Genomic DNA, 18,233 nt, shown 5'->3' with positions numbered 1-18,233 from the left:
GTCACAACCGCCCCGATTGACCCGTTCCGACCGGGCGTGGTGGGATCACGGGGGCCCTTGTGGCGGGATCGCGGATGCTCGTGCGCGGGGATCGCGGGGCTTTGGGTGAAGGAGCGGGACGTGATCGGACTGGTCGCCCTCAACGGGACGGGCCGCCTGCTGGCCGACGAGATCCACGCCGCCTGGCCCGAGACCACCCGCGTCCACACCGCGGTGGTCAGTGCCTGCTTCGGTCCGACCGAGGCCCTGGACTACGCCCTCGGCCGGGACGACCTGGTGGTCTGCCTCGCGCCGGTCGCGGCCACCGTGCGGCTGTTGATCGACGGCTCGCACCTGCGCCCCGGCGGGCCCGGCCTGGTCAGCCTGGACCTGAACCTGCGCTACGCCGTCCCGCTGACCGGGCGCGACAGCGGCGCCGACGAGCTGGCCGAGGAACTCGCCGCCCTGCTCGGTGTCCGGGCCGTCCTGGCCAGCGGCCCTCCCCCGGCCACCGCCCCGCCCTTCGCGCATCTGGCCGGGCACGCGTCGACGTCCACCCGCGGGCCGCGCGGCTCGGCGGCCGCGCAGGCGCTCGCCGAGGGCCGACCGGTCCGGCTGGAGAGCGACCTGGCGCACCCGCTGCCCGCCCTGCCGTCCTCCGCCCGTCCCGACGCGCCCGCCGACGCCCCCGTCCTGCGGGTCACCGACCGCACCCACCCCGAGGAGGACGTGCTCCTCGTGCACCCGCGCACCCTGGTCGTCGGGGTCGGCGCGGGCGGCGGCGCCACGGACTCCGAGCTGATGCGACTGATCACGGACACCCTGGCCGAACACGGCCTGGCCCGCGCCTCGATCGCCCGGCTGGCGACGGTGGCCGGCAAGGCGGACCACCCGGAGGTGCGCTGGGCCGCGTTCTGCCTCGGCGGGGTGCCGGTGGACGAGCACCCGGCGGCGGCCCTGGCCGCGGTGGCGGTGCCGAACCCGTCCGACCTGGTCGGCGCCGCCGTCGGCACCGCGAGCGTCGCCGAGGCGGCCGCCCTGGCGAGCGCCCCGGGCGGCGAACTCGTCGCCACCAAACGGAAGTCCGCCGCGGCGACGGTCGCGATCGCCCGGGCGGCGGTCCGCGGACGCCTCGCCGTCGTCGGGCTCGGGCCCGGCGCGCACGACCTGCTGGTGCCGCGCGCGCTGGCGGAACTGCGGCGCGCGTCGGCGGTCGTGGGCGCGTCGGGCGCGGTCGAGGCGGTCGCCGAGCTGCTGCGGCCCGGGACCAGGCGGATCGCGACGGACGACGGCGCCGGGGCGGCCGTCGGGGCGGCCGTCGACCTGGCCGCCGACGCGGCCGTTGACCTGGCTGTTGACCTGGCCGCGCACGGGCACGCCGTCGCACTGGTCGCCCTCGGCGACGGCGCGGCACTGAGCGTGCCGCCGGGCCCGTACGACGTCCACCGCGTCCCGGGGCTGCCCCTTCATCCGCTCGCCCCCGATGTGCCCGCCCACCCGCAAGGAGACCCCGCGTGACCGCCCCCGAACCCGACCTGCGCCACCACGGCGACGCCGAGGTGCGCGCCGACGGGTCCGGCCTGGTCGACCTCGCCGTCAACGTCCGCACCGGCACACCCCCGGCCTGGCTGCGCGACCGGCTCGCGGCCACCCTCGGCGACCTCGCCGCCTACCCCGACCAGGGCGCCGCCCGCGCCGCGGTGGCCGCCCGGCACCGGCGGCCGGCCGACGAGGTGCTGCTCACCTCGGGGGCGGCGGAGGCCTTCGTCCTGCTGGCCCGTGTCCTGACGGCACGTCACATCGTCGTCGTGCACCCGCAGTTCACCGAACCAGAGGCGGCTCTGCGGGACGCCGGACACCAGGTGCACCGGGTGCTGCTGTCCCCCGAGGACGGGTTCCGGCTGGGGGCCGTCCCGGAGGAGGCCGACCTGGTCGTCCTCGGCAACCCCACCAACCCGACCTCCGTCCTGCACCCCGCCGACGCCGTCGCCGCACTCGCCCGCCCCGGACGCACCCTGGTGGTCGACGAGGCGTTCATGGACACCGTGCCCGGCGAACGCGAGTCCCTCGCCCCGGCCCGGGACCTGCCCGGCCAGGTCGTCGTCCTGCGCAGCCTCACCAAGACCTGGGGCCTGGCCGGACTGCGGATCGGTTACGTCCTCGGGCCCGCGCCACTGATCGCCGCACTCGGCGCCGCCCAGCCGCTCTGGCCGGTCTCCACCCCCGCGCTGGCCGCCGCCGAGGCGTGCAGCGGCCCGGCCGCGCTGGCCGAGGCGGAGGCAGCCGCCGCCGAACTGGCCTTGTGGCGGACGTACTTGCTGAAGGGCCTGGCCGCCTTCCCGACTCTTCGGGTGTACGGCGAGCCGGCCGCGTCCTTCGCCCTGGTACGGCTGCCGGAGGCGGCGGCCGTCCGGGAGCGGCTGCGCGGGCGCGGCTTCGCCGTCCGGCGCGGGGACACCTTCCCGGGGCTGGGCGAGGAGTGGCTGCGGATCGCCGTCCGGGACGAGGCCACCACCGACCGCTTCCTGGACGCCCTCGCCGCCGTCCTCGGCCCAGCCTGACCCCCGCCACCGCCCCGACCCCGCCTGACCGCCGCCCCGACCCCTCCTCAGTCCAGCCTGATCGCATCCCCCACCGCGACCCGGCCGGGCACCAGCACCTGCGCGTACACCCCCGCGCAGGGCAGCGCGGGCATGCCCTCCAACGGGACCAGGCGGTTCCGCTCGGCCGGGACGCGCAGGGCGGACGTGCTCCGGGGCAGCGGGCCGTGCCGCAGGGTCGGGACGGCGCAGCGCGGCGTGGGCACCACGACGCGCAGCCGCAGCACCGGCCCGATCGCCAACTCCCGCCCCACCCAGGCGTTCTCGACGTACCCCTCGCCCTCGGTGCGGATCACCAGGTTCGGCCGGTAGCGCTCCGCCTCGGCGCCGGTCGCGGCCAGCGTCGAGGTGGTGACCAGGTGCAGCGGGGCGAAGTCGAAGAAGCCGCCGTCCGGCGCGGCCCGGCCCAACTCGTTCACGGTGACGTCGACTTCGGCCTCGATGCCGTGCGCCAGCACCTCCTCCGGCACGGCCCGCTCGATCGTTGCCCCGGGCGGGCACTCGGCGATCAGGGCGACCTTGCGGCCGAGCGCCGCCGACAGCTCCTCCTCGTCCACGCACCGCCCGTCCGGGCCGGTGATCACCACGCCGCCCGCCGTGGTCGCCGCCGTGTAACCGAGCAGGCCCGCCCACAGCCGCGGGTTCTTGGCGCTGGCGACCTTCCCGGTGTCGAGGTCGAGCAGGGCGCGGCCGCGGTCCCGCTCCAGGCCGCGCCCGTCCACCCCGACCGCCGCCAGTTCCTCCCCCAGCAGCGACTTCACCGGGTAGCGCCGCAGCCGTTCGACCGTCCCGATCCTCATGCCGCGACCGCCCATTCGCGCAGGGCCATGAAGTCGGCGGCCAGCAGGCCGATTCGGGGGTTGACGTGGAACGTGAGTGCCGGGGCGGGGTGGTGGGCGGCTATCCAGGCGGTGTCCTGCGGGCCCAGTTCGTCGTCCACCCAGGCGAACGGGCGGCCGTCCGCCCAGGCGACCACGTCCCGGGTCTTCCAGTGCAGGCCGTCCGGGTCCTCCCCGAACAGGTCCGTCCACTGGATGTAGGGGAGTTCGGGCAGTCCGAGGTTCGGGCCGATGTGGGTGTTCGCCTCGCCCATCCAGCCGGTGGCCCACACCAGTTCGTACGGCAGGCCGAGCAGTTCCGGCCCGTGCGCCGGGTTCAGCCACACCCGCAGCGGCTTCGCCCGCGCGTGGGAGTAGTGCGCCTGCCGGTCCGCCCACCAGGTCGGGAGCAGGCGGTGGGTGTCGTACCCCTCCGGCCGCCGGGTCGTCGGCGCGGCGTAGGGGTTGAGCGGTCCGTCCACGTCGAGGAGGAGCAGGGGCAGCGTCATGCCGTGAATTCTCCGGCCGACCCGGCGGATTGACCAGCGGTTTGCGGGTTCACGGCCGGTGCCACAGGTTGCGGGCGGCCAGCAGCGGCAGCACGCCCTCGCCGAACCAGTACGCCTCCTCCAGGTGCGGCATGCCCGACAGCACGAACTCGTCGATCCCCAGCTCGTGGTACTCGGTGATCAGGTCCGCGACCTCCCGGTGGCTGCCCACCAGGGCCGTCCCGGCGCCGCCGCGCAGCAGGCCGATCCCGGCCCACAGCCCCGGGTACACCTCCAGCCGCTCGGCCGATCCGCCGTGCAGCGCGAGCATCCGCCGCTGGCCCTCCGACTCGCTCTCGGCGAGCGCCCGCTGGGTCCGGCGCACGAGCCCCGGGTCCATTCCGGCGAGCAGCCGCTCGGTCTCCGCCCAGGCCTGCGCGGCGGTGTCCCGGGTGATCACGTGCAGCCGGATCCCGAACCGCACCACCCGCCCGCGGGCGGCGGCGAGTTCGCGGATCCAGCGGATCTTCTCCCGCACCTGGGCGGGCGGTTCGCCCCAGGTCAGGTAGACGTCCGCGGACTGCGCCGCGACCTCGCCGGCCGCCGGGGACGAGCCGCCGAAGTACACCGTCGGCACCGGCTCCGGCAGCCGGTTCAGCCGGGCCCGCTCGACCCGCAGATGGGGCCCGTGGTGGTCGACCGTCCCGCCCGCCCACAGCCGCCGGACGATGTCCAGGAACTCCCCGGTCCGCGCGTACCGGGCGTCCTTGTCCAGGAAGTCCCCGTAGGCGCGCTGCTCGGCGGACTCCCCGCCGGTCACCACGTTCAGCAACAGCCGTCCGCCGGACTGCCGTTGGTACGTCGCGGCCATCTGCGCGGCCAGCGTCGGGCTGATCTGCCCGGGCCGGAACGCCACCAGGTACTTCAGCCGCTCCGTCACCTGCGTCAGCATCGCCGTCGTCAGCCAGGCGTCCTCGCACCACGCCCCGGTCGGCGTCAGCACCCCCTCGAACCCCAACTGCTCCGCGCTGCGGGCGACCTGCCCCAGGTACCCCAGGCTCGGCGGCCGGTCCGCCCCCGCCACCCCCGGCGTGGACCCGTGACCACCCCCGACGATCTGCCGACTGTCACCGTTGGTGGGAAGGAACCAGTGGAACACGAGCGACATGAACGGACACACTCCTACGCCGGGTTGCCTGCGGGATGAGGACGGAGACACTCACCGGCAACACGCGGCCGCGCACACCCGCACCAGGTCCACGTGCAGACGTCGCACGAGGACACGGCGGGCGGAAGCGGTCATGCGAGCGATTATGCCCGACGACGACGGCCGCCGGCCCTCCCTCGTACGGGAGGACCGGCGGCCGGTGCGGAGCGGGGGCGGATCAGACCTGGCCGGCCTTCTCCAGGGCCTCGCAGCAGGTGTTGATCATGAGGCGGGTGACGACGTACGGGTCGATGTTGGCGTTCGGGCGACGGTCCTCGATGTAGCCCTTCTGCTCCACCTCGACCTGCCACGGGATGCGGACCGAGGCGCCGCGGTTGGAGACGCCGTAGCTGTAGACGTTCCACGGGGCGGTCTCGTGCTTGCCGGTCAGGCGGGACTGGATGTCGTCGCCGTACTGGCTGACGTGCTCCAACACCTTGTCCTGGGAGGCGCCGAGGGACTCGCAGGCGGTGATGATGGCGTCGTAGCCCTCGCGCATCGCCCTGGTGGAGAAGTTGGTGTGCGCACCCGCGCCGTTCCAGTCGCCCCTGACCGGCTTGGCGTCCAGGGTGGCGTCGATGCCGAACTCCTCGGCGGTGCGGTACAGCAGGTAGCGGGCGATCCACAGGTCGTCCGAGACGGTCAGCGAGGAGACCGGGCCGATCTGGAACTCCCACTGGCCGGGCATGACCTCGGCGTTGATGCCGCAGATCGCCAGGCCGGCGTCGATGCAGCGGTCCAGGTGCAGCTCGACGATCTCGCGGCCGAAGACCTCCTCGGCGCCGATGCCGCAGTAGTAGCCGCCCTGCGGGGCCGGGAAGCCGCCCTCCGGGAAGCCGAGCGGGCGGGAGCCCTTGAAGAAGGTGTACTCCTGCTCGATGCCGAAGATCGACTCCTGGGCCGCGTACTTCTCGTCGACCTCGCGCAGCAGGGCGCGGGTGTTGGACTTGTGCGGGGTGCCGTCGGTCTCCAGCACCTCGCACAGGACGAGGATGTTGTCACCGCCGCGGATCGGGTCCGGCACGACCTTCACCGGGTCCAGCACGCGGTCCGAGGCGTGGCCCTCCGCCTGGTTGGTCGAGGAGCCGTCGAAACCCCAGGTCGGGATCTTGTCCGCGTTGGGCAGGACCCGAGTCTTGGAACGGAGCTTCGCGGTCGGCTTGGTGCCGTCGATCCAGATGTACTCGGCCTTGATTGCCACGGCGGTGTACCTCGCATTGCTGGGTGGTGGGTGCCCGCGTAGCGTCGCAAGCCGCCGTTTCCCGGTTGTTCCTCTCGTGTAACGCGGATGTGAACCAACCCTCCGTGATGGCACGGTCACGGTGCGGGAGTGCCAGGGCGACACCCGGAGTGGCGGGGTGGCACCCGGGGTGCCGAGGTGGCACCCCGGGTGGCGCTCCCGCACCGCGAGGGGCCGGGGCTCAGTGCCGGCGGGCGTGCGCGGCCCGGCGGCGCCGGGTGGCCCACAGGGCGCCGGCCCCGCCGGCGACGAGGGCGGCGGCCCCCGCGGCCAGCGGGCCGGTGGCGCTGCTGCCGCCGGTCGCGGCGAGGCCCGCGACCGGCTTCTCCGACGGGCCGGGCTTCTCGGTGGCGGCCTGCGGGACGACGGCGCGGGTGGTGGTGTCCGCGACCGGCTGGGCGGTGGCGGCGGTGCCGGTCGGCGCGGGCGACGTCGGGGCCTGGGTCGGGGTCGCGACGGCAGCCGGCGCGGAGGGCTTCTCGCAGCTCACCGAGGCCACGGTGATCTTGCCGGTGACCTTGGCGACGTTCAGGTTCAGCGGGTTCACCTCCACCTGGACCTCCAGGGCGGAAGCGGCGGCGGTGGTCGAGGTGGTGCTCTTCTTGGAGAGCTCCACCGACACGCTGCCGATCAGCGGCACGTCCACCTTGGTCGGCCCGTACAGGCCGATGGTGACGGGCTTGCCGAGCACCGTCAGCTTGGCGGGCGCGACGACGTCGGCGGTCGGCTGCCCGTCGACGGGGCAGGTCGCCTCGGCGCTCATCGCCTCCAGGCCGATCAGCGTGGTGGCGGGCAGGCCGGGGGCGTGCACGTCGGCGTTGACCAGCTTGACGGAGGCGGCGGCGCCCTTGGCGTCGATGCGGGTCACGGCCGTGCCGATGTCGGCCTTGACCAGGGTGACCGGGCCCTGCTGGTCGACGCCGTCGACCTTGGCGGTGAGGAGCGAGCCCTCGCTCTGGGCCGGCGTCTCCACCTTGTTGAGCGCGAGGTCCACCGGGACGTCGACCGTCTTGTTCAACAGGCTGACGTCCAGGGCGAGTTCGGCGGTGACGGCGCGCGCCTTGCCGGGCGAGGCGGCGGACGACGGAGAGGACGACGCAGTGGCCGCCGGGGCGGCGCACGCGGGCGGGACGGTGAGCAGCGTGCAGGCCGCGACCACGGCGGCGGCGGAAGCGGTTCGGCGGACGGAACGGACGGAACGGGCGGAGCCGGCGGAACGGGTGGAACGAGAAGACATGGCGGTACCCCCACAGGTGCTGTTGATCCGGAGCGCGCCCAGACGTCACCCGCGACAGGCGGGGAGGGGCCGGCGTTCCGAACGGTGAGCCGCCAGTCTTCTCGAACAGTCCGTCACAGGAGCCACACAGAACGTCATTTCACTCGTTGGAGTGAGATTGACGTCTGCTACTGACTCCGGTCTGCTACGGCAATCGCCAGTCCACCGGCTGCGCCCCCTGCCGCGCCAGCAGCTCGTTCGCCCGGCTGAACGGCCGCGAGCCGAAGAAGCCGCCGCTCGCCGAGTACGGGCTCGGGTGCGCCGACTCGATCGCCGGGACGTCTCCGAGCAGCGGCCGCAGGTTGCGGGCGTCGCGCCCCCACAGGATCGCCACCAGCGGGCCGCCGCGCGCCACCAGCGCCCGGATCGCCTGCTCGGTGACCTCCTCCCAGCCCTTGCCCCGGTGCGCGGCGGGCTTGCGCGGCGCGGTGGTCAGCGCGCGGTTGAGCAGCAGGACGCCCTGCCGCGTCCACGGGGTGAGGTCGCCGTTGGACGGCTGGGGCAGGCCGAGGTCGCTGCCGTACTCCTGGAAGATGTTGATCAGGCTGGCCGGGATCGGCCGGGTCTCCGGCGCCACCGAGAAGCTGAGCCCGACGGCGTGGCCCGGGGTCGGGTACGGGTCCTGTCCGACGATCAGCACCCGCACGTCGGCGAAGGGCTGTTGGAAGGCCCGCAGCACGTTCGGCCCGGACGGCAGGTAGGTACGGCCGGCGGCCAGTTCGGCGCGCAGGAAGTCGCCCATGGCGGCGACCTGCCCGCCGACGGGCTCCAGGGCGGTGGCCCAACCGGGCTCGACGATCTCGTTCAGTGGACGCGGTGCCATGGTGGCCACCCTATCGGCCTACACCGACAGCGCGTTCAGCGGATGATCATGCACACGAGCCCGGGGCCGCCCGGCCCGGCGGCCGGCCATGACGGGCCACCCGCTCACCCCACCGGCCGGCCGCGCAGCACCACCAGCCGGGGGTCGGCGAGCACCCGGACGTCCGCCCGCGGGTCCTCCCCGTACACCACGAAGTCGGCCGACTCCCCCTCCTCCAGCCCCGGCCGCCCCAGCCACTCCCGCGCACCCCAACTGGCCGCCGACAGCGCCTGCGCCGGGCTCAGCCCCGCCTTCACCAGTTCCGCCACCTCCTCCGCGACCAGCCCGTGCGCCAGCGAGCCGCCCGCGTCCGTGCCGACGAACACCGGGATGCCGGCGTCGTGCGCGGCGCCGACGGTGGCGTAGCGGCGCTCGTGCAGCCGCCGCATGTGGGCCGCCCAGGCCGGGAACCTGCCCTCGCCGCCGGCCGCCAGGCCCGGGAAGGTGGCGATGTTGACCAGCGTCGGGACGATCGCCACGCCGCGCTCGGCGAAGGCCGGGATCAGCTCCTCGGTCAGTCCGGTGGCGTGCTCGATGCAGTCGATGCCGGCCGCCAGCAGGTCCGGCAGCGACTCGGCGGCGAAGCAGTGCGCGGTGACCCGCGCGCCTTCCTCGTGCGCCGCCGCGATCGCCTCGGCCAGCGCGTCGCCGGGCCAGCAGGCGGCGAGGTCGCCGCGCTCGCGGTCGATCCAGTCGCCGACCAGCTTCACCCAGCCGTCGCCGCGCCGGGCCTCCGCGCGGACGTACGCGGCGAGGTCGCCGGGCTCGATCTCGTGCGCGTAGTTGCGGATGTAGCGGCGGGTGCGGGCGATGTGCCGCCCGGCGCGGATGATCCGGGGCAGGTCCTCGCGCTCGTCGATCCACCGGGTGTCGGCGGCCGAGCCGGCGTCGCGGATCAGCAGGGTGCCGGCGTCACGGTCGGTGAGCGCCTGCTTCTCGCTGGTCTCCGCGTCGACGGCGCCGTGCGCGTCCAGGCCGACGTGGCAGTGCGCGTCCACCAGGCCGGGCAGCACCCAGCCGGTCACCGTCCGGACGTCCTCGGCGCCGGGCGGGCGGGTGAAGCTCACCCGGCCGTCCACGACCCAGAGTTCGTCCCGGACGTCCTCCGGACCGACCAGCACCCGACCCCGGACGTGCAGCACCGCGCCATCGCTCATGGCCCGCACTCTACCGACGGGCGTGTTCCCTGTAAGCAGCAAAGATGCGGCAGACTCGTTCCGGCACCCACCACCCCACGCCCGAAAGGCCGCTACCGTGAGCCCCTTCCTCGACCTCCCCCCGCTCAGCGCCGCCGAGTTCGCGGCGATCGAGGACCAGGTGGCCGCACTGCTGCACACCACCGCGGACGTCATCGTCACCCAGGGTGAGGCGCTGCTGCCGCTGGAGGCCGCGATCCGCGGCGCCGCGCACCCCGGCTCCACCGCGCTCAACATCGTCACCGGCCCGTACGGGCAGACCTTCGGCAACTGGCTGCGCTCCTGCGGGGTCGAGGTCGTGGACCTGGCCGTCCCCTTCGACAGCGCGGTCAGCGCGCAGCAGGTCGCCGACGCCCTCGCCGCCCGTCCGGCCGTCGACTTCGTCTCCCTCGTCCACGCCGAGGCCGCCACCGGCAACACCAACCCCGTCGCCGGGATCGCCGCCGCCGTCCGCGAGCACGGCGCCCTGCTGATGCTCGACGCGGTCGCCTCCGTCGCCGCCGAGCCGCTGCTCACCGACGAGTGGGGCGTCGACCTGTGCGTCATCGGCGGCCAGAAGGCCATGGGCGGCCCCGCCGGGGTCTCCGCCGTCTCCGTCTCCCAGCGCGCCTGGGAGCGGATCGCCGCCAACCCGGCCGCCCCGCGCCGCTCCTACCTGTCCCTGCTCGACTGGAAGGAGCGCTGGACGGACGCCGGGCGCACCGTGCTCCCGCACGCCCCCGCCCAGTTGGAGATGCTGGCCCTCGGAGCCTGCCTCGACCGGATCGCCGCCGACGGCCTGCCCGCCGTCATCGCCCGCCACCGCGCCGCCTCCGCCGCCACCCGCGCGGGCGCCCGCGCGCTCGGCACCCTCGCCCCGTTCGTCACCGAGGACGCCCACGCGGCCCCCGTCGCCACCACCCTGCGCACCCCGGCCGGCGTGCACGCGGCCGAGCTCGCCGCCCGCCTCGATCCCGCCCTCCCCGTCCAGCCCGGCGGCGGCCCCCTCGCCGCCTCGATGCTCCGCGTCAACCACTACGGCCCCGCCGCCGCCCTGCCCACCGTCCACGCCTGCCTCACCGCCCTCGCCACCGCGACGGACGCGGACCCGGCCCCGGCCCTGGCCGCCGCGGAGGCGGCCTGGACGGCAGCCGTCCAGGGCTGACACCACGGCGCCGTCAAGGCCCGAGCACGCGGAGGGGGGGGGGGGGGGGGGGGGGGGGGGGGGGGGGGCGGTCCCCCCCCCCGCCCCGACCCGTGCCCCACCACACCACTGGGGGTTTTCCCCGGCCTCCCTCCCCCCACCTCCCCACCCCCCCCCCCCCCCCCCCCCACCCCACCCCCCCCCCCACCCCCCCCCCCCCCCACCCCCCCCCCCCCCACCCCCCCACCCCCCCCCCCCCCCCCCCCCCCCCCCCGCCTCTCCCCCGGACAGGGCCTGGCCGCGCACGGCACGGCGGGTTTCGGCCATGGGCTCCCGGCACAGTTCCCGCAGCGTTCATCTGCGCGGCACACCGATCTCACCGGGGACCGGCAGGCTCCGGCCAGGGGTGAAGTTGGCTATACAACTTCACCCGAGACGCCGCCGAGGAGGAGACCACCGTGACCGAGCTGCCGCCGTACTGGCTGCGCGACAACTGCCCGTGCGCCGAGTGCCGGGACCCCCGGAACGGGCAGAAACTGTTCCAGATCGACGACCTGCCGCAGGACCTGGCGGTCGCCGCGAGCACCGAGACCGACGGGGGCCTGGAGGTGCTCTGGTCGGACGGGCACCGCTCGCGGTACCCGCTGGAGTGGCTGGGCGCCGAGCGGGACGGTGACGGGCGGACGGAGGAGGGCAAGCGGCTCTGGGTGGCGGCGGACTTCGCGCGCGGGATCCCCGAGGCGCGGTGGGAGGCGTACCTGTCCGACCCCGCCGAGCAGGCCGCCGTCCTCACCGCCGTGCGCAGCAGCGGCTTCGCGGTGCTGCGCGGGGTGCCGGCGGTGGAGCGGCAGGTCCTCGCGGTGGCCGAGAGCTTCGGCTACGTCCGGGTCACCAACTACGGGGAGCTGTTCGACGTCCGGGTCGAGCCGGATCCGAACAACCTGGCGTTCACCAGCGTCGCGATCGCGCCGCACACCGACAACCCGTACCGGGACCCGGTGCCGACGCTCCAGCTCCTGCACTGCCTGGAGAACTCCGCGACCGGCGGCGACTCCGGCCTCGTGGACGGGTTCCGGGCGGCGGCGGTCCTCCGGGAGGAGGCGCCGGCGGACTTCGAGACGCTCACCCGCACGCCCGTCCCGTTCGTCTTCCGCGACCGCCGCACCGAACTGCGCGCCGACCGCCCGCTGATCGAGGTGGACGCCCTGGGCCGGATCCGCGAGGTGCGGTTCAACAACCGCTCGATCGGCACCCTGCGCGGGAGTTCCGCCGAACTGACGGCCTTCTACGCCGCGTACCGCCGCTTCGCCGCGATCACCCTGCGCCCCGAGCTCCAGCTCGCCTTCCGCCTCGACCGCGGCGACTGCCTGATCTTCGACAACACCCGGCTGCTGCACGCCCGTACGGCCTTCCAGCAGGACGGCCACCGCCACCTCCAGGGCTGCTACGCCGACCTGGACACGCTGGGCAGCACCCTCGCCGTGCTGCACCGGCGCGCCGCCGCGCTGGACGCGATCGCCGGGCTGTTCGCGGGCGAGGGCGCCGGGGAGTACCTGGGCGAGGAGGTCACCATGGCCGAGCACATGCTCCAGGCCGCCGCTGCCGCCGAGGCGGCCGGGGCGCCGGACCACCTCGTCGCCGCCGCGCTGCTGCACGACGTCGGCCACTTCCAGGGAGCACTGCACGGTAGAGACTTGATGGAGGGTCAGGACAACCGGCACAACGACACCGGCGCCGACTGGCTGGCACGGTGGTTCGGCCCGGAGGTGACCGAGCCGGTCCGGCTGCACGTGGCCGCCAAGCGCTACCTGTGCGCGGTGGAGCCGGACTACCGGCAGCGGTTGTCCGAGGCCTCGGAGTACACCCTCACCGTCCAGGGCGGCCCGATGGACGAGCGGCAGGCCGCCGCGTTCGCCGAACTCCCGGGCGCCGCCGACGCGGTGGCCGTCCGCCGCTGGGACGAGCAGGCGAAGACGGCCGGGGCGCCGACACCCGGCTTCGAGCACTACCGCCCGCTGCTCGCCGCGCTCATGCACTGACGGCACCGGCCGGCACGCCCGGGAGGATGGCCGGGCTCGGCCCCGGACTCAGTCGCCCTCCCGGGCGTGCCGCGAAAGCGCCGACGCGGCCAGCGAGTTGTGGATGCTGAAGGCCACCGTCCCGGGCAGGTAGCGGTCCTGGGACCACTCCACCGGAGTGCCGGTCGGGTCCGTCGTGCGCCGCCGTTCGCGCAGCAGCGGGCCGCCGCGGCGGCAGCCGAGGAGCCGGGCGTCCTCGGCGTTGGCGGCCACGATGTCAATGGTGTGGTCGGCGTCGGTGAACAGGATGCCGTGCTCGCGCAGGACTTCGGTGTGCGAGACGACGTCCGCCGGCAGCTCGGCGACGATCTCGCCGACCCGCGGCGGGTAGACGGTCCGCTCGACCATCACGGGCGCGCCGGAGAGGGTGCGCAGCCGGACGGTCACGTACACCTCGGCGCCCGGCTCCAGGCGCAGTTGCTCGCGTTCGGCGGTGTCGGCGGGGCGGCGGACCAGCGAGTCCAGGATGCCGCCGGGCTCCTCGCCCATCGAGTACGCCCAGTGCGTGAAGCTGAGCAGTTCGGAGAAGCTCTGCACCCGGGCGCCCCCGAGCACGACGCGCCGGGTGCCGCGGCGGGAGGTGACCAGCCCGTCGGAGCGGAGGACGGCGAGCGCCTGGCGGACGGTGCCCCGGGAGACGCCGTACTGCTCGGCGAGCGCGCCCTCGGCGGGCAGCCGGCCGGCCTCGCCGTACGCGCCGGTGGTGATGGCCTCGCGCAGGTCGGCGGCGACCTTCCGGTACAGGGCGCCGGGAGCGCGCTCGGCGGGGCGCCCGGGCTCAAGTGCCACGTCAGTCAATGTCCCTCCTGGGGCGGTGTCCTGCGCAGCCGTACCGGCACGGACAGCCCGACCTTATCCCGCTGCGCCTTTGAAGCATCGCACCGAACGGATCACGCTCAGATGGCCGGATTCGACCGTTCCCGCAGCCGACCCCGGTTCTGGGCCGTCCGTTCACCTTCCCGTCATCGGACTCCGGCGTACTTACCTCCGTCAGCGAAGTTGGCTAGTCAACTCGGACGGCCTCGAACGGCTCCGGGCGGCTCCGAACGGCACCGGACACCTCAGAACGGCTCCGAACGGCCACTCGCACGATCCCCCGATCAGACAACCCCACCGCAGCTCACCCCCTTGCAGTACACCCGATCAGGAGACTGACCCGTGTCCGTGCACCGCGCCCGTTCCGCCGCCTTCGCAGCGGTCCTGACCGCCGCCGCGCTGTCCCTCACCGCCTGCGGCTCCGCCGGCTCCTCCACCGCGAAGTCCGGCGACGCCGCGGGCGGCAAGAGCGCCAAGACCGCCACCTCGGTCGCCGACTTCGGCGGGATGGACGGCCTGATCGCCGCCGCCAAGAAGGAGGGGAAGCTGCACGTCATCACGCTGCCTCGCGACTGGGCGAACTACGGCAAGCTGATGGACGACTTCAAGGCGAAGTACGGCATCGAGATCGAGGACGAGAACCCCGACGGCGCCAGCCAGGACGAGATCAACGCGATCACCTCCCGCAAGGGCCAGGACCGCGCCCCCGACGTCGTCGACCTCGGCTCGGCCTTCGCGCTCAGCGCCGCCAAGCAGGGCCTGCTGGCCCCGTACAAGGTCACCGACTTCGACAAGATCCCGGCCACCATGAAGAACGCCGACGGCCTGCACTACAACGACTACGGCGGCTACATGTCGATCGCGTGCGACGCCAAGAAGGTGTCCGCCTGCCCGAAGACCTTCGCCGACCTGCTGAAGCCCGAGTACAAGGGCATGGTCGCCCTGAACGGCAACCCGACCAAGGCCGGTGCCGCGTTCGGCGCCGTCTACGCGGCCGCGCTCGCCAACGGCGGCTCGCTGGACAACATCCAGCCCGGCATCGACTTCTTCGCCAAGGTCAAGCAGGCCGGCAACTTCAACCCGGTCGAGGTCACCCCGGCGACCATCGAGAAGGGCGAGACCCCGATCAGCATCGACTGGTCGTACCTGAACGCCGGCTACGCCGACAAGTTCAGGAGCAAGGGCATCGACTGGCAGGTGGCCATCCCCTCGGACGGCTCCTACGCGCAGTACTACAACCAGGCGATCAACAAGGACGCGCCGCACCCGGCCGCCGCCCGCCTGTGGGAGGAGTACCTGTACAGCGCCGAGGGCCAGAACGGCTTCCTGGGCGGCTACGCCACCCCGGCCCTGTTCGACGCCATGAAGACGGCCGGCACCCTGGACGCCGCGGGCGCCGCGAAGCTCCCGCCGGTCGAGAAGCCCTTCACCACCTTCCCGACCCAGGAGCAGACGGACACGGCCAAGAAGACCGTGACCGAGAACTGGGCCAAGGCGATCGCGGGCTGACCTGACGATGACCACGGCTCCCACCCCGGTGCCGGCCCCCGCCTCCGCCGCCCAGAGCGGCGGGGGCGCCCCCGGCCCCGCAGCAACCACCCCCGCCACCGCCGACGCCACCACGGCCGAGGCCACCGACACCGCGGCCGAGACCGCCGCGGCCAAGAGCACCGAGACCGCCAGGGCCCCCCGCCCCGGCAAGCCCCGGGCCGGCCGCGGTCGTGCCTGGATGGCCGCCCTCCCCCTGCTCCTGTTCTTCCTGGTCGGCTTCGGCCTGCCCGCCGTCGCGATCGCCATCGGCGCGTTCACCACCTCGCCCGACGCCCCCGACGGCGGCGGCACCTTCACCACCGACAACCTCACCGGCTCGCTGCAGGGCGCCTACTGGACCGCCCTGTGGGGCAGCGTCAAGCTCTCCCTGCTGACCGCGCTGATCGCCGCCGTGGTCGGCCTGCCGCTGGCCCAGGCCGTGGCCACCTCCCGGTTCCGGGTGTTCCGCGAGGCGGTGCTCTCCGCCTCCGGCGTGCTCGCCAACTTCGGCGGCGTGCCGCTCGCCTTCATGTTCGTCGCCACCCTCGGCAACGCCGGCGAGGTCACCAAGAAGTTCGGCCTCACCAGCCACGGCTGGAACCTCTACACCTTCACCGGCCTCTCCGTGGTCTACCTGTACTTCCTGGTGCCGCTGATGGTCATCACCATCACCCCGGCCCTGGAGGGCCTGCGCACCCAGTGGCGCGAGGCCGCGTACAACAACGGCGCCACCGTCGTGCAGTACTGGCGGCACGTGGCCCTGCCGGTCCTGGTGCCCTCGCTGCTCGGCGGCTTCGTGCTGCTGTTCGGCGCCTCCTTCGCCGCGTACGCCACCGCCGAGGCCATGGTGGGCAGTTCGGTGCCGCTCATCTCGATGCAGATCGGCGACGCGCTGTCCGGCAACGTCCTGGTCGGCCAGGGCAACCTCGCCCTCGCCCTCGGCCTCGACATGATCGTGGTCGCCTGCCTGGTGATGGCCGTGTACCTGCCCCTTCAGCGCCGGAGTGCCAAGTGGCTCGCCTGATCAATCGCATCCGTTTCGGCCGCGGCCTCGTCCTGCTGCTCTGCGGCGTCTACTTCGCCGTACCGCTGGCCTCCTCGGTGATCTTCAGCGTCGACGACAACAAGGGCGGCACCACCTTCCGGGCCTACACCGAGCTGCTGAACGCGCCCGGCTTCCTGGACAGCCTGGTGCTGAGCCTGGAGCTGGCCGGCGTCACGGTGGCGGTGCTGCTGCTCCTGCTGGTCCCGGCGATGCTCGCCGCCCGGCTCGGTGCGCCGAAGCTGCGCCCGGTGATCGAGGTGATGTGCTCGATGCCGCTGGTCGTCCCCGTGGTCGCGCTCACCACCGGCATCATCGGCGTGCTGCGCTGGGGCCCGGACTACCTCCAGGACACCCCGCTGTTCCAGACCATCGTGGCCATCCAGGACCCGAAGTTCCCGATCGTCCTGGTCATCGCCTACGTGCTGATGGCGCTGCCGTTCGCCTACCGGGCGCTGGACGCCGGGCTGCGCGGCGTGGACGTCGCCACCCTGGTCGAGGCCGCCCGCAACTGCGGGGCCGGCTGGCTGCGCGCGGTGTTCACCGTCGTCCTGCCGAACCTGCGCAGCGCGCTGCTGAACGCGGCCGTCCTCACCGTCGCCCTGGTGCTCGGCGAGTTCACCACCGCCTCCATCCTCGGCTTCGCCCCCTTCTCGGTGTGGATCAACTCCAACGGCAAGAGCGACGGCCAGATGTCCGTCGCCGTCTCGATGCTCAGCCTGCTGATCGTCTGGCTCGTCCTGCTGCTGATGTCCGCCGCCGGCCGCGGCCGCAAGGGCGCGCGGGCCTGAGGCGCCCCGCCGCACGGCCATCCCGCGCTCCGGCCGCACGGTCCTGAACCACCCCACGCTTTCCAGGAGTTACCAGCCATGACCACGGTTTCCGCCCCCGTCACCGGTGTCGCGCTCGCCCCCGGCGGCGCCACCGTCGAGTTCCGCTCGCTGCGCCGCTCGTTCGGCGCCACCACCGCCCTCGACGGCCTGGACCTGACCGTCCACCCGGGCGAACTGCTCGCCCTGCTCGGCCCGTCCGGCTGCGGCAAGACCACCGCGCTGCGCATCCTGGCCGGCTTCGAGCAGCACGACTCCGGCGAGGTCCTGGTCGACGGGCAGGACATCACCGCGATCCCCGCCCACAAGCGCGACGCGGGCATGGTGTTCCAGTCGTACAGCCTCTTCCCGCACCTGACCGCGCTGGACAACGTCGCCTTCGGGCTGCGGATGCGCGGCGCCGGCAAGGCCGAGCGCCGCAAGCGCGCCCAGGAGCTGCTGGAGCTGGTCGGGCTGCCGCACCGCGCCGAGCACTACCCGCACCAGATGTCCGGCGGCCAGCAGCAGCGCATCGCGCTCGCCCGGGCGCTCGCCCTGCAGCCGCGCGTGCTGCTGCTCGACGAGCCGCTGTCCGCGCTGGACGCCAAGGTCCGCCTCCAGCTGCGCGAGGAGATCCGCCGGCTCCAGCAGGAACTGGGGATCACCACCCTGTTCGTCACCCACGACCAGGAGGAGGCGCTGTCGATGGCCGACCGGGTCGCGGTGCTGCGCGCGGGCCGGCTGGAGCAGTGCGCCACCCCGTCCGAGCTGTACGGCCGCCCGGCCACCGCGTTCGTCGCCGAGTTCGTCGGCACCATGAGCCGCATCCCGTGCACCCGCACGTCCGACGGCGTCGAGGTGCTCGGCCGCCGGCACGCGGTGGACGGCGACCTGCCCGCCGACGGCGAACTCCAGGTGCTGGTCCGCCCGGAGAACGTCACCCTGACCCCGTCCGAGGCCGGCCCGGCCCTGGTGATCACCGCGTCCTTCCTGGGCGCCGTCACCCGGCTCACCGTCCGCCTCGACGACGGCACCGAGGTCAAGGCCGACCTGCCGACCGAGGCCGCCGCCGCGCTGCCGGCCGGCTCGCGCGCCGAGCTCCTGCTGCCGGAGCGTCCGGTGCTGGTGGACCGCCGCACCGTCTGAGAGCCTCGAACCCCATCTGCGTA

16 protein-coding genes and 1 pseudogene are annotated in these 18,233 nt (G+C 74.1%); 9 read left to right on the top strand and 8 right to left on the bottom strand.

Annotated features, from left to right (window positions below; genetic code table 11):
- Positions 1-120: 120 nt before the first annotated feature.
- Positions 121-1,497, top strand: a complete 1,377-nt coding sequence (locus AC07AL_RS18505) for a cobalamin biosynthesis protein (RefSeq protein WP_400807526.1) — start codon at positions 121-123, stop codon at positions 1,495-1,497.
- Entirely contained in the window at positions 1,494-2,540 is a 1,047-nt protein-coding gene (gene cobC / locus AC07AL_RS18500; RefSeq protein ID WP_400807523.1) for an Rv2231c family histidinol phosphate aminotransferase CobC, read from the top strand. The genes AC07AL_RS18505 and cobC overlap by 4 nt, the downstream gene beginning before the upstream one ends.
- Before the next feature lie 47 nt (positions 2,541-2,587).
- Here cobC and AC07AL_RS18495 read toward each other — a convergent pair whose 3' ends face one another.
- From AC07AL_RS18495 to AC07AL_RS18465, 7 genes are all read right to left on the bottom strand, one after another.
- A complete protein-coding gene (locus AC07AL_RS18495) occupies positions 2,588-3,379 on the bottom strand; it encodes an MOSC domain-containing protein (protein WP_363580555.1) in 792 nt (263 codons plus the stop codon).
- Positions 3,376-3,906 (bottom strand): hypothetical protein, encoded by a 531-nt coding sequence (locus tag AC07AL_RS18490; protein WP_400807522.1) that lies wholly within the window; start codon positions 3,904-3,906, stop codon positions 3,376-3,378. Before AC07AL_RS18490 ends, AC07AL_RS18495 begins: the two co-directional genes overlap by 4 nt.
- Positions 3,907-3,955: 49 nt before the next feature.
- Positions 3,956-5,053 (bottom strand): LLM class flavin-dependent oxidoreductase, encoded by a 1,098-nt coding sequence (locus tag AC07AL_RS18485; protein WP_400807519.1) that lies wholly within the window; start codon positions 5,051-5,053, stop codon positions 3,956-3,958.
- 217 nt (positions 5,054-5,270) lie between these two features.
- Positions 5,271-6,293 carry a glutamine synthetase gene (gene glnII / locus AC07AL_RS18480; RefSeq protein ID WP_363580549.1) on the bottom strand — a complete coding sequence of 341 codons (1,023 nt, stop codon included), beginning with the start codon at positions 6,291-6,293 and terminating at the stop codon, positions 5,271-5,273.
- Between the two features lie 220 nt (positions 6,294-6,513).
- Positions 6,514-7,569 carry an SCO1860 family LAETG-anchored protein gene (locus AC07AL_RS18475; protein ID WP_478317806.1) on the bottom strand — a complete coding sequence of 352 codons (1,056 nt, stop codon included), beginning with the start codon at positions 7,567-7,569 and terminating at the stop codon, positions 6,514-6,516.
- A 184-nt stretch (positions 7,570-7,753) separates the two neighbouring features.
- Positions 7,754-8,431 carry a uracil-DNA glycosylase gene (locus AC07AL_RS18470; protein WP_400807513.1) on the bottom strand — a complete coding sequence of 226 codons (678 nt, stop codon included), beginning with the start codon at positions 8,429-8,431 and terminating at the stop codon, positions 7,754-7,756.
- A gap of 104 nt (positions 8,432-8,535) precedes the next feature.
- Positions 8,536-9,627: an amidohydrolase family protein gene (locus tag AC07AL_RS18465; protein ID WP_063349565.1), complete on the bottom strand. Its 1,092-nt coding sequence runs from the start codon at positions 9,625-9,627 to the stop codon at positions 8,536-8,538.
- Positions 9,628-9,724: 97 nt separating this feature from the next.
- On the opposite strand from AC07AL_RS18465, the gene AC07AL_RS18460 reads away from it, so the two are divergent.
- The 3 genes and pseudogenes from AC07AL_RS18460 to AC07AL_RS18450 all read left to right on the top strand — a co-directional run bounded on the left by AC07AL_RS18460 (position 9,725) and on the right by AC07AL_RS18450 (position 12,828).
- On the top strand, positions 9,725-10,810 hold the full coding sequence (locus AC07AL_RS18460) for a pyridoxal-phosphate-dependent aminotransferase family protein (RefSeq protein WP_363580541.1): 1,086 nt from the start codon (positions 9,725-9,727) through the stop codon (positions 10,808-10,810).
- 431 nt (positions 10,811-11,241) lie between these two features.
- Positions 11,242-12,276: pseudogene (tmpA, locus tag AC07AL_RS18455) on the top strand (2-trimethylaminoethylphosphonate dioxygenase); the annotation flags it as partial.
- Positions 12,271-12,828 (top strand): phosphonate degradation HD-domain oxygenase, encoded by a 558-nt coding sequence (locus AC07AL_RS18450; protein ID WP_478317813.1) that lies wholly within the window; start codon positions 12,271-12,273, stop codon positions 12,826-12,828. The pseudogene tmpA and the gene AC07AL_RS18450, both read left to right, overlap by 6 nt.
- Before the next feature lie 48 nt (positions 12,829-12,876).
- Here AC07AL_RS18450 and AC07AL_RS18445 read toward each other — a convergent pair whose 3' ends face one another.
- A complete protein-coding gene (locus AC07AL_RS18445; protein ID WP_363580537.1) occupies positions 12,877-13,656 on the bottom strand; it encodes a GntR family transcriptional regulator in 780 nt (259 codons plus the stop codon).
- Positions 13,657-14,025: 369 nt separating this feature from the next.
- Between AC07AL_RS18445 and AC07AL_RS18440 the strand changes: the two genes are divergently transcribed.
- The 4 genes from AC07AL_RS18440 to AC07AL_RS18425 all read left to right on the top strand — a co-directional run bounded on the left by AC07AL_RS18440 (position 14,026) and on the right by AC07AL_RS18425 (position 18,210).
- Entirely contained in the window at positions 14,026-15,192 is a 1,167-nt protein-coding gene (locus tag AC07AL_RS18440) for an ABC transporter substrate-binding protein (RefSeq protein ID WP_363618622.1), read from the top strand.
- 7 nt (positions 15,193-15,199) lie between these two features.
- Positions 15,200-16,237: an ABC transporter permease gene (locus tag AC07AL_RS18435; protein WP_400334696.1), complete on the top strand. Its 1,038-nt coding sequence runs from the start codon at positions 15,200-15,202 to the stop codon at positions 16,235-16,237.
- Complete coding sequence (locus tag AC07AL_RS18430) at positions 16,237-17,046, top strand: ABC transporter permease (protein WP_387818562.1); 810 nt, start codon at positions 16,237-16,239, stop codon at positions 17,044-17,046. The genes AC07AL_RS18435 and AC07AL_RS18430 overlap by 1 nt, the downstream gene beginning before the upstream one ends.
- 78 nt (positions 17,047-17,124) lie before the next feature.
- Positions 17,125-18,210 (top strand): ABC transporter ATP-binding protein, encoded by a 1,086-nt coding sequence (locus AC07AL_RS18425; protein WP_363580531.1) that lies wholly within the window; start codon positions 17,125-17,127, stop codon positions 18,208-18,210.
- Positions 18,211-18,233 lie beyond the last annotated feature (23 nt).

It is taken from the genome of Kitasatospora sp. NPDC043949 (assembly GCF_056435365.1).
This window is presented reverse-complemented; position numbering and strand designations above follow the sequence as displayed.